At 37.3% G+C, this 11430-nt stretch carries 10 protein-coding genes and 2 pseudogenes; 4 read left to right on the top strand and 8 right to left on the bottom strand.

Annotated elements, in window-relative coordinates; genetic code table 11:
* The 6 genes and pseudogenes from BN338_RS11655 to BN338_RS06055 form a co-directional block, all read right to left on the bottom strand.
* Window positions 1-250 (bottom strand): annotated as a pseudogene (locus tag BN338_RS11655) (phosphatidate cytidylyltransferase); the annotation flags it as partial.
* 651 nt (window positions 251-901) lie between these two features.
* Window positions 902-1462 carry a ribosome recycling factor gene (gene frr / locus BN338_RS06075; protein WP_039760038.1) on the bottom strand — a complete coding sequence of 187 codons (561 nt, stop codon included), beginning with the start codon at window positions 1460-1462 and terminating at the stop codon, window positions 902-904.
* A gap of 37 nt (window positions 1463-1499) precedes the next feature.
* The gene (gene pyrH, locus BN338_RS06070; RefSeq protein WP_012231497.1) at window positions 1500-2219 is read right to left on the bottom strand and encodes a UMP kinase; all 720 of its coding nucleotides are present in this window, start codon (window positions 2217-2219) and stop codon (window positions 1500-1502) included.
* A gap of 157 nt (window positions 2220-2376) precedes the next feature.
* On the bottom strand, window positions 2377-3300 hold the full coding sequence (gene tsf, locus BN338_RS06065) for a translation elongation factor Ts (RefSeq protein ID WP_039760036.1): 924 nt from the start codon (window positions 3298-3300) through the stop codon (window positions 2377-2379).
* A 103-nt stretch (window positions 3301-3403) separates the two neighbouring features.
* The gene (gene rpsB / locus BN338_RS06060; RefSeq protein ID WP_039760035.1) at window positions 3404-4183 is read right to left on the bottom strand and encodes a 30S ribosomal protein S2; all 780 of its coding nucleotides are present in this window, start codon (window positions 4181-4183) and stop codon (window positions 3404-3406) included.
* Window positions 4184-4350: 167 nt separating this feature from the next.
* On the bottom strand, window positions 4351-5187 hold the full coding sequence (locus BN338_RS06055) for a cell envelope integrity EipB family protein (RefSeq protein ID WP_039760031.1): 837 nt from the start codon (window positions 5185-5187) through the stop codon (window positions 4351-4353).
* A 142-nt stretch (window positions 5188-5329) separates the two neighbouring features.
* Between BN338_RS06055 and BN338_RS06050 the strand changes: the two genes are divergently transcribed.
* Both BN338_RS06050 and BN338_RS06045 read left to right on the top strand, forming a co-directional pair.
* Complete coding sequence (locus BN338_RS06050; RefSeq protein WP_039760029.1) at window positions 5330-5791, top strand: RidA family protein; 462 nt, start codon at window positions 5330-5332, stop codon at window positions 5789-5791.
* A gap of 128 nt (window positions 5792-5919) precedes the next feature.
* Window positions 5920-6342, top strand: a complete 423-nt coding sequence (locus tag BN338_RS06045; protein ID WP_039760027.1) for an HIT family protein — start codon at window positions 5920-5922, stop codon at window positions 6340-6342.
* Window positions 6343-6349: 7 nt separating this feature from the next.
* On the opposite strand, the pseudogene clpA reads toward BN338_RS06045, so the two are convergent.
* Both clpA and clpS read right to left on the bottom strand, forming a co-directional pair.
* A pseudogene (gene clpA, locus BN338_RS06040) lies at window positions 6350-8702 on the bottom strand (ATP-dependent Clp protease ATP-binding subunit ClpA).
* Between the two features lie 6 nt (window positions 8703-8708).
* Window positions 8709-9098, bottom strand: a complete 390-nt coding sequence (gene clpS / locus BN338_RS06035; RefSeq protein ID WP_039760150.1) for an ATP-dependent Clp protease adapter ClpS — start codon at window positions 9096-9098, stop codon at window positions 8709-8711.
* A gap of 233 nt (window positions 9099-9331) precedes the next feature.
* On the opposite strand from clpS, the gene BN338_RS06030 reads away from it, so the two are divergent.
* Window positions 9332-10681: a D-alanyl-D-alanine carboxypeptidase gene (locus tag BN338_RS06030; protein ID WP_039760025.1), complete on the top strand. Its 1350-nt coding sequence runs from the start codon at window positions 9332-9334 to the stop codon at window positions 10679-10681.
* Between the two features lie 32 nt (window positions 10682-10713).
* The gene (locus tag BN338_RS06025) at window positions 10714-10992 is read left to right on the top strand and encodes a hypothetical protein (RefSeq protein WP_039760022.1); all 279 of its coding nucleotides are present in this window, start codon (window positions 10714-10716) and stop codon (window positions 10990-10992) included.
* The last annotated feature ends 438 nt before the right edge of the window (window positions 10993-11430 follow it).

Here is an 11430-nt window from a genome sequence, read left to right as displayed (position 1 = left end):
AAAACACAAAAACCAGCAAAGCAGATACATTCAATACTAAAAAAAAGCCAAAGAGAAAATAAAAAATACTTGCTAATATCTTTTGTAAAAAACACCACTTCTCTTGAGTAATAATCATCCACTCATAAAGAATAAAACCGCCAATACACCATGCAAAAAGAAAAAAAGTGGTTCCTCCCAACCATGTCAGATACAAAGCAATAACGCCCAAAACAAAAGCTGTTAGAACACGATAAACTAAATTAGACAAAACAACATCCAAACAATAAAAATAGAAAATACAAACTCTAAAATTGATGCAAGAAAAATCGCCCTCTCCAGTATTTTTATTTCATACTTGTACAAATTTCTCTTATAATTTACTATAAAGATCTAGTTTACCAAGATAGCGCTTATAAGACGAATAATCAATGAAAACAGCTTCAAAAATCTTCCTTATCAAGGTTAATCCTAAAATAAGTTTTCAAATATTTTTTCAAACATAAAATAAAACAGCAGCTATCTACACCCCATAACATCTGCGTAACCCATCCTACGCGCATTATTTTATAATGGGCGGTAAGAGTGAGATATTATTTTGCGCTATAGTATTTTCCAAGCCCCATCATTTGAGTAATCCCTCATAATGTTTCTCATCATGCAGTTTGACAAAACATGCTGAACAAAAAACATTCATCATGCTGTAATAGTGTCCGCAAATAAAGGACAAAATCCACTCACAGATTAAAAAATAAAAACATTCACCCTTTCAAATCAATCTTTCCCCTATCAAGATGATCAGACGATAAAACAGCTCCCTGTATCACACCTTGCTACCATAGTGCGCATTACTCTATGCTCTTATCCAAATAAAAATAATTTACACACTGGAAGTAGAATATTTTTCTAGCGAAAAACCGTCTTAAACGTGCATAATCTCAGATTCTTTCGCAGCTAAAACCTTATCGATATCAGCAATAGTTTCATCTGTAAGTTTTTGAACTTTCTCGGATAAACTATGGGCTTCATCTTGTCCAATTTCACCATCTTTTTCTAACTTTTTTAAATTGTCCATACCATCACGACGAACATGACGTGTAGCAACACGCGCTTGCTCTGCATAGTGATGCGCAATTTTTACAAGTTCCTTACGGCGCTCTTCATTCAACTCAGGCAAAGGAATCCGTAAATTCGTACCATCAGTTATAGGATTCAAACCAAGACCAGAATCGCGAATAGCACGCTCAACAGCGCCTACCATCGTTTTATCCCATACAGAAACGGAAAGCATCCGAGGTTCGGGAACAGAAATATTAGCAACCTGATTGATATGTACAACAGAACCATAAGATTCAACGGTTAACGGTTCTAATAAACTCGCCGATGCCCGTCCTGTCCGCAAGCCACCTAATTCATGTTTAAAAGCCGTAATAGCGCCATCCATGCGACGTTTCAGATCATCCATAATTGATGCAACATTCATATTTCTGTCTCCTTCAATTGTCCTTTGAAGCTTACCCTTATTCCGATACCATTGTAAAGCGCCCTGTTCCATTCAAGACCTTCGCTAAACCGCCTTTTTCATGAATGGAATACACAATAATCGGTACATTGTTCTCACGAGCTAAAGTGACCGCCGTTGAATCCATAACCGATAATCCCCATTGCAAAATTTCAACATGTGTTAATTGGTCAAAACGCTTAGCTGTAGGATCTATCTTTGGATCTGCTGAATAGATACCATCGACTTGTGTTCCTTTAAGAAGGACATCTGCACCAATTTCTGCTGCACGTAAAGTCGCAGCAGAATCAGTGGTAAAAAAGGGATTTCCTGTACCACCCGCAAAAATAACAACTTTTCCCTGATTCATATAAGCTATTGCTTTACGTTGCGAAAAACTTTCACAAATTTGTGGCATAGCAATCGCAGAGAGCACAACAGTTTCAACCCCTAGTTTTGTCAATGATGTTCGCAATGCTAAAGAGTTAATGGCCGTTGCAAGCATTCCCATATGATCACCTGTCACGCGATCCCCACCATGTGAAGCAACAGCAACGCCACGAAAAATATTTCCCCCACCGATAACAACCGCAACTTCTATCCCCATTGCGCGCACTTCTGCAATATCAGCAGCAATACGGTCGACAACAGAAACATCAATGCCAAAACTCTGCCCCCCCATAAGAGCTTCACCAGAAGCCTTTAAAAGAATACGTTTATATGGACGTGCTAATGCCATTAATAATCTCCCCAAAAGTACATTTACTTTTTTGCTTTTGACACCACGAAGGGCACCACTTTTTTTCACGTGACGCCCTCACAACAATTACGCCATTCGCATCAGAGTTTCTAAAACCAGTGATGATTTTAAATCTCTGATCAAGAGTTTGCAATAACTAGCCTTTTACAGCTGCTGCAACCTCTGCAGCAAAATCAGATTCCTCTTTTTCTACACCTTCACCTAGTGCAAAACGAATAAAGCCCGTGATTTTCGCTGGAGCACCAATTGATTTCTCAGCATCCTTTAAAGCAGCCTCAACAGTTATATCAGGATTCATAACAAAAGCTTGAGAAAGCAAAACAACCTCTTCAAAAAACTTACGCATACGTCCTTCCACCATTTTTTCAATGATATTTTCAGGCTTTCCAGACTGACGTGCTTGATCTGAAAAAATTGCTTTTTCACGTTCAACAGCACCAGAATCAACATCTTGTGCTGTAAGCGCTAATGGATTGGTTGCCGCAATATGCATTGCAACCTGCCGACCAAAAGCAAGAGCAGCTTCCTTATTTCCCGTTGTTTCAATTGCAACCAAAACACCAAGTTTTCCAAGCCCATCAGCTACACTATTGTGTATATAAGTCGCAACAACACCATTCTCAACAGACAATTTAGCGGAACGACGAAATGTCATATTTTCGCCAATTGTACCAATTGCATCTTTAATTGTAAGCTCTACAGTCTTCTCAGAGCCTGGATAAAGAGAAACAGAAACAGATTCAACATCACCTGGCGTATCTAAAGCAGCAGTTGCTACGTTACGCACAATGTCTTGGAATCCATCATTGCGTGCAACAAAATCTGTTTCAGAATTAATCTCAACCAAAACTGCATGTGAATCTTTTGATATAACGCCGATTAATCCTTCAGCTGCTGTACGACCAGCCTTTTTATCTGCTTTAGCTATCCCTTTTTTACGAAGCCAATCAACCGCAGCTTCCATATCACCATTGGTTTCTGCTAGAGCGGCTTTACAGTCCATCATTCCAGCGCCAGATAATTCTCGAAGTTCTTTTACTTGTGCAGCAGTAACGCTCATATTTGCCTCTTTATTCTATAACAGTGAAAGCGTGCAAATTTCCTCTGCACGCCTATAACTTCTTCTTTAGATAATATAAAGTACCTTAATTAGGCGTTTTATATTATTCAGAAACTGCCAAAACCGCATTTTCTTCCAAAACAGGCTCCATAGGCGCATCAACTTGAGCTCCTAAATCGATACCCATTGCACCTTGCTGACGAGCAATACCATCAAGAGCAGCACGAGCAAAAAGATCGCAGTAAAGAGAAATTGCACGTGAAGCATCGTCATTACCTGGTATTGGATGTGTTACATCATCGGGATCACAATTGGTATCAATAATAGCAATCACTGGAATACCTAAACGTTTTGCTTCTTGGAGTGCAATATTCTCTTTATTTGTATCGATAACAAAGATAAGATCTGGAACAGAGCCCATATCTTTAATACCACCAAGCGCGCGATTAAGCTTTTCACGATCACGTTCAAGATTTAAACGCTCTTTTTTGGTAAAGCCTTGCGCTTCAGCAGCAAGAATTTTATCAAGCTTCCGCAAACGATGTATTGAATTGGAAATTGTTTTCCAGTTTGTCAGCATACCGCCAAGCCAACGCGCATTAACGTAATATTGGGCGGAACGATTCGCTGCATCAGCAATAATTTCAGATGCCTGCCGTTTTGTACCAACAAAGAGAATACGGCCACCACGCGCAACAGTATCTGAAACAAGTTTAAGCGCTTGATGTAAAAGTGGAACAGTCTGAGCAAGATCAATAATATGAATGTTATTACGCTGACCATAAATATAGGGAGCCATTTTGGGATTCCAGCGATGAGTCTGGTGACCAAAATGCACTCCTGCTTCTAAAAGCTGGTGCATAGTAAAATCGGGTAGTGCCATAAATTTTATCCTTTCCGGTTCAACCTCCGCGAAAAAAGCAGGAAAACCTACTACCGGCGGATGCTTGCTAGACTTTTCTCACAGATCATCTATAAGCACCCAAACTCCGCGTGTGGAATAGCGTAAACATACTAATATTTGATTCTTTTTCAAGTCATTTTCTTTAATCATTTAATATTTGCATTTTCACATTGATCAAGATCTTCTCCAAGTTCGAGGAATTCAAGATTGTTCAATTTTGCACGCACTGAAAAAGTTCCATAATCTATATGAAGATCACGCATGACACCATTCTCATGCAAGAGAAAACTGCTTCGATAAACCGGCAAGCCATCTTTATTTTCACTATCATCAAAATAAGAGATTGTAACAGGCCAATATTCTTCTTGATCCAATTTTCTCATTTTTTCCGTCTCACTGTCAGATAAAAGCGCCTTCTTTTCTCCTATGGCGATGCTTTCTTTTATAACTTTATCTGCTTTATTTGTCCCATCAAATACAGTAACATTATAAAAGTGATCCCCTGCTTTTGCATGGCGGATAATATTCTTTAGTTGCATCATTGGAAATTCTGCCATCGCGAGCTTATATTCTTTTTCTTTTGGCTTTTTTAAGGTAACCGTAATACCATCTCCCGTTCGCTCCGCGACCCCTTCGGCACGATGTGAAACCTCTTCTCCCTCTTGATCGGTAATATTAAAACGAAATGTACGGCTATCACCTGTTTCATAACTCGTCGTTTGTTGATCCGTTAAACGGACAGGCATATCTTCAATATGAAGACGGCTAATGAAACGGAAACGTGTGCTATAGCCTTGGCATGCCGAACCAGTAAGCTCGTAAACCATTCGCCCTGACATCCCAGAAATTGTCATTTCATGAGAAACACTATCGAGATGAAAATCATAAATTGCTCGATGAGGTACAATAAAAATAGGCTCTTCAGCTCTCGCTGTACAGAAAAAAACAATATATAAAATTATTATAAATAATGCTCTAATCATTCCCAAATTCCAAACTTTCTCCCCGTTGCATAACATCATACAATAAGGCAAAAAAGGCTAATTTCTCAATTAACCACACATTTCCTTAAATTAAAAAATAGGTTATGCAATGAATATATAGAACAGCTATGGAGTTTAAATTATGACGAATGTGATTGAAAAAAACTTAGAAACATTTGGAATCACTCTTCCTGCAGCAACGCAACCCCTTGCCAATTACATCACGACTTCACAAAGTGGCAATCAACTTTTTATTTCTGGGCAGCTCCCTCTTATAAATGGAAAACCAATAGCTATTGGTAAAGTTGGAGCAACGGTGAATGCCGAACAAGCCCAAAAAGCATCTGAAGCTTGTGCTCTCAATATTCTCGCTCAACTCAAAGCAACTCTAGGTGATCTCAATAGAATAAAACGCGTGGTCAAAATTACTGTTTTTGTGGCTGTCGATTCTCATTTTACTGATATCCCGTTTGTAGCCAATGGAGCTTCTGATTTATTCGTCAACATTCTTGGTGAAATTGGGAAACACGCCCGTTCTGCTATTGGTGTTGCCTCTCTTCCTATGGATGTTCCTGTAGAAGTTGAAGCCATCATAGAAATCTAAATCTTCATTAAAAATAGTGCGTCTCTTAAAGGTAACTTAAGTCAAAATATTTTTTGTCTTCTGATAAACCTTGCATTTTTCCGTTTTGAAATTAGAATTTCAAACTTACAATAAAAGGAAATATTTGTATGAAACAAGATTATGACAATAACAATATTTTTGCTAAATTAATTCGTAATGAAATCCCTTCTGTTCGTGTTTACGAAGATGATGATGTTATTGGCTTCATGGATATCATGCCACAAGCACCAGGACATACGCTGGTCATTCCCAAAAAAGGTTCTAGAAACTTACTTGATGCCGATACTGAAATATTATTTCCTGTTATTACAGCTGTTCAAAAAATTGCCAATGCCGTAAAAAAAGCCTTTCAAGCAGATGGTATAACGATCATGCAATTCAATGAAGCGGCTAGTCAACAAACCGTTTATCATCTCCACTTCCATATTATACCACGTATGGAAGGAATAGAACTTACCCCTCACAGTGAAGTGATAACACCTACAGAAATACTTGAGGAAAATGCAAAAAAAATTCGTGCTGCATTGTAACATGCTCTTAAGATGTTGTTTTTTTCTTTCCTGCGTGTTTTTTTGTGAAATTTTGCGTTTTACTTTTCTTTGAGCCAAAAGATAAATCGGAAGAAGAAATTTCTAACTGTAATTTTTTCTTTTTCACCACTTGATTTTTGTGTCAATACGCGAACAGTGCCACCATTGCGTAACTTTCCAAATAAAATTTCATCTGCTAATGGCTTTTTAATATATTCTTGTATAACACGGCCTAATGGACGTGCTCCCATTTGAGAATCATATCCTTTATTAGACAGCCATAAAATTGCAGAAGGGCTTAATTCAAAACAGATCTCCCGATCAGCTAATTGTGCTTCAAGCTGAAAAATAAATTTTTGCACTATCTGATTGATGCTTAAGTGAGATAAAGGCGCAAACGGAATAATTGCATCTAAACGATTACGAAATTCTGGTGTAAATAACCGATTGATTGCTTCTATATCCTCACCATCACGATGGACTTTTCCAAATCCAATAGTTGATTTTGCCATATCTGAAGCACCAGCATTGGTCGTCATAATCAAAATAATATTGCGGAAATCAATTTTCTTGCCGTTATGGTCTGTTAATCGACCATAATCCATGACCTGCAATAAAATATTAAATAACTCTGGATGAGCTTTTTCAATCTCATCGAGCAATAGAACTGCGTGAGGCTTCTGATCAACTGCATCTGTAAGAAGTCCTCCTTGATCAAACCCTATATAACCTGGAGGAGCACCGATTAAGCGCGCTACCGTATGACGCTCCATATATTCCGACATATCAAAACGTAATAGTTCAATGCCCAAAGATGATGCAAGCTGTTTTGCAACTTCAGTTTTTCCAACACCTGTTGGTCCTGAAAATAAATAACTTCCTATTGGCTTATCTGGCTCGCGTAAACCTGCCCGTGCCAATTTTATGGATGAAACTAAGACGGAAATTGCCTGATCTTGCCCATAAACAACGTGCTTGAGTTCTCTCTCAAGCTTACTCAATATCTTCTGATCATTCCGCGAAACTGTTTTGGGTGGAATCCTTGCAATTGTAGCAACAGTTGCTTCAATTTCTTTAACACCTATCGTCTTTTTTCGCTGTTTTTGTGGCAAAAGCTTTTGCGCTGCACCACTTTCATCAATAATATCAATTGCTTTGTCAGGTAACCTACGATCAACTATATAGCGTGAAGATAATTCTACGGATGCCTTCATCGCCTGATCTGTATATTTGATCTGATGAAAATCTTCAAAGTAAGGCTTCATCCCCTGCAAAATCTTAATCGCATCAGGAACAGAAGGTTCATTAATATCAATCTTCTGAAAACGGCGCTCTAAAGCACGGTCTTGTTCAAAGAATTTTCGATATTCTCTGTAAGTCGTCGACCCAATACATCGCATAGTTCCAGAAGATAATGCAGGTTTTAAAAGATTTGCTGCATCCATATTTCCCCCTAATGTTGCTCCTGCTCCAATTAAGGTATGAATTTCATCAATAAATAAAATAGCATCTGAATACAGCTCAAACTCTTTAATAACTTGCTTTAATCGTTCTTCAAAATCACCGCGATAACGTGTACCAGCAACAAGTCCCCCCATATCAAGAGAAAATATCATTGTATTTGATAAAACTTCAGGCACTTGCCCATCAACAATACGCTTTGCTAATCCCTCAATGATAGCGGTTTTTCCTACTCCAGGATCACCAACCAAAAGTGGATTATTTTTTGATCGTCGACATAAAATCTGAATCATCCGTGAAATTTCTCTTTCACGACCAATTAATGAATCAATTTTCCCACTCCGTGCTTTACAATTGAGATCAATACAATAACTCGTTAAAGCACTTGTTATTCTTTCACTATTGTCTGAAATCTGCTGATCTAATTGCTCTTCAAGACCTTCAAGTAACATGGATAATCCATCATCACGCGTAATACCATGTGAAATAAAACGTACAGCATCATAGCGTGTCATGCCCACCTCTTGAAGAAAATAGGCTGCATGGCTTTCACGTTCAGAAAAAATTGCAACAAGAACATTTGCCCCTGACACTTCATCTTTCCCAGCAGATTGCGCATGAATCACGGCACGTTGGATAACACGCTGGAAAAAAGCTGTAGGCTTTGTATCCTCATCAGCTCTAATCTGTTCATCTAACTCTGAGTGAAGATAATTGGTTAAGCGCTCGCGCAATTCCTCTACATCTACTTGGCATGCCTGAATAACGGAATTTGCATCGGCATCATCTAACAGCGCAAGGAGAAGATGCTCTAATGTCGCATATTCATGCCGCGCTTGAGTAGCAATTGTTAATGCACGGTGTAAAACCTCTTCAAGACTAGGTGTAAAAGATGGCATAATTCCTCACTTCCATTCCATTACACATTGTAACGGATGTTCATTTTGACGTGCACACTCCCTCACTTGTACGACTTTCATTTCAGCAATTTCATAAGTATAAGTTCCGCATTCGCCTATCCCATTGTGATGAACATTTAACATAATCCGTGTAGCTTCTTCGAAACTTTTTTTAAAAAAGTTCTTCAAAACGAAAACAACAAAATCCATAGGTGTGTAATCATCATTAAGTAAAAGAACGCGATATAATTTAGGTTTTTTAACTTTTTCTCTAGCCTTAGGTATTATAACCGCACCATGCCCACCTTCATCCCAATTCTTGCCCTTTTTATTATATATAATATTTTTGTTATGCGTAATATGAGGTATAGAGTCTATTATGAGTGTTTGTCCCATTATCGTTTTCCATATAGCAAACTTTTTATTAATTTTAAGTTCTTTCAAAACTATTGCAATACCTCTTTCGCATCAGAAAAGACTTTCCTCCCATGATTAAGATTTAAATCATTCATAAAATAACTTCTGTAAACAAATTAGTAATACCATTCATCTAGACTACATTAGTACGTTACAGAAAAGGAAGCTGTATAGACGTTTTTCAGGGAAAATGGAGAAATAGGATACGACAAGTGTATATTAACCATCAAAAAATTATGCGCTGCTATAAAAAGATAGTAATTTCTTTCATTATGTTAGTTTTTTCTTACTGTTGGGCATCAGCAACACCTCAAGGAGCCTATCCTGATAAGTATGCAGCTATTGTTATAGATGCCACTACGGGAAAAACTCTTTTTCAAGCCAATGCAACACTGAAACGTTATCCTGCTTCCTTAACAAAAATGATGACATTGTACCTACTGTTTGAAGCTATGCAGATGCGCCGTGTAACACCCAATACTCCAATTCCTGTTTCACATTATGCAGCAATGCGCCCACCAACAAAAATTGGATTTAAAGCAGGTCAAACAATTTCTGCAGAAGCAGCCGCTAAAGCACTCATTACAAGATCTGCAAATGATGTTGCTACAGCTATTGCAGAGTATCTTGGAGGAAGTGAAAAAAATTTCGCTCGAATGATGACAGCAAAAGCTCGTAAACTTGGTATGAAACATACACATTTCGCCAATGCTTCAGGACTTCCGGATATGCGCAATTATTCTACGGCACGAGATATAGCCACTTTGTCATTAGCCTTACGTAAACATTTTCCAACACAATATAAATTGTTCAAAACAAAAAGTTTTAATTTCCGTGGACATACAATTAATAGCCACAATAAACTCGTCAAAGTCATGAAAGGTGTCGATGGAATTAAAACAGGTTACACACAAATGTCAGGTTCTAATTTAGCAACTTCGATGCGTCTTGAGGGGCGTTCTATTGTCGCTGTTGTTATGGGAGGAAAATCATCTACTGCACGTGATGAGCATATGGCTAGCTTATTAAATCAATATTTGCCCAAAGCAAACCAAATGAAAAGTGGGGAACGTTTAATGGCCTCTGTACACTATCAATTACCCACAGGCACAAAGACTCCTATACCAACCATTAAAGCTGATTCAAACAATTTTGATGATGAAATTTCAACTATGTTGACAGCATTTGCAGAACAACCTAAAAACTCCAATATCGCAATAACGGCTGTAAATAGGGTAATTGTACCGATACCTAATCCTCAAAAAGCTATACCAGTTGAGACTCATAAAATTGTAAATGTTTCTTTATCCACAAATGCTGGATGGGCTATCCAAATTGGTTCTCTTCCTAGTGAAGAACAAGCAAATACTCTGCTTTTAAAAGCAAAAAATACAGCTTTTTCTACTTTAAAGAACGCCTCTTCACATATGCAACTGTTTGAAAAAAATGGGCAGCGCTATTATCGAGCCCGATTTACAGGATTTCAATCAAAAAAAGATGCATTTGATGCGTGTTCCACATTAAAGAAAGCAAATTTTAACTGCTATACTGTAGCCTACTAAAAGTTTTTGAATTTTGCGTTAAGGATAGTATTATGAAAGATAATGCTTTTGCTTCATTCTATGAAAAAGAAAAATTATTGAAGCAATCATCCTTCCTTTCATTGCGTTCTCTTCATGGTGCAGCAGCAAAACTTACTGGTTTAAAATATCATTCAACTGCATTAGATACACAATCTCTTGTTAATCTTCTCATTTGCCAAATAATGCGCAACCGTCGTCTCATGATGCCTCCTGTACGCATTCATTTACGTGTTGCGAGTCAAACTGGTAATGTCCCTATTAAAATCCGTCTAGGAGCAACAAATACTTAATTCTACAAATCTCTCTAAAAAATTATTTTATTATTGCAGCATCATTTACAGTCCTAGAAAGTTCTTTGATAGACATATCTTCTTCTTAAATCTTAGAAATTGTACTTATAGCTTTTTCAAAGATCCCAATAGATATCTTCAAGCTTCCAAGAAAATTGTTTTTTTAGGACATAAAAAATACTAAATATTTTTCAATTTTTTGATTTAATATTAAAAAGTTTCCTTGATATCTTTTCACTTTAGAGGTTATTGCAAAAGTGCAACAAAAAAAATCCCTCTTAATAATGATTCTCCCTACAATATCAATACTGTAGTAAAAAATAATTTAAATTCTTTTACTTTTATCTCTTTCAACAAACAAAGCAAATTTAAAAATACAAATACTCTTGGCAAAAAAACGTAAGAGAAGTTATCAGATTAAATATCATGGTACGATTT

This window comes from Bartonella queenslandensis AUST/NH15 (assembly GCF_000312585.1).
Lineage (GTDB): Bacteria > Pseudomonadota > Alphaproteobacteria > Rhizobiales > Rhizobiaceae > Bartonella > Bartonella queenslandensis_A.
Note: the sequence above shows the minus strand (reverse complement) of the source record. Positions and strands in the feature narration are given on the sequence as shown.

Bases quoted from the DNA above. Each gene is read 5' to 3' on its own strand.
- frr (WP_039760038.1), bottom strand. From the start codon at position 1,462: ATGAATGTTGCATCAATTATGGATGATCTGAAACGTCGCATGGATGGC.
- pyrH (WP_012231497.1), bottom strand. From the start codon at position 2,219: ATGGCATTAGCACGTCCATATAAACGTATTCTTTTAAAGGCTTCTGGT.
- tsf (WP_039760036.1), bottom strand. From the start codon at position 3,300: ATGAGCGTTACTGCTGCACAAGTAAAAGAACTTCGAGAATTATCTGGC.
- rpsB (WP_039760035.1), bottom strand. From the start codon at position 4,183: ATGGCACTACCCGATTTTACTATGCACCAGCTTTTAGAAGCAGGAGTG.
- BN338_RS06055 (WP_039760031.1), bottom strand. From the start codon at position 5,187: ATGATTAGAGCATTATTTATAATAATTTTATATATTGTTTTTTTCTGT.
- BN338_RS06050 (WP_039760029.1), top strand. From the start codon at position 5,330: ATGACGAATGTGATTGAAAAAAACTTAGAAACATTTGGAATCACTCTT.
- BN338_RS06045 (WP_039760027.1), top strand. From the start codon at position 5,920: ATGAAACAAGATTATGACAATAACAATATTTTTGCTAAATTAATTCGT.
- clpS (WP_039760150.1), bottom strand. From the start codon at position 9,098: ATGGGACAAACACTCATAATAGACTCTATACCTCATATTACGCATAAC.
- BN338_RS06025 (WP_039760022.1), top strand. From the start codon at position 10,714: ATGAAAGATAATGCTTTTGCTTCATTCTATGAAAAAGAAAAATTATTG.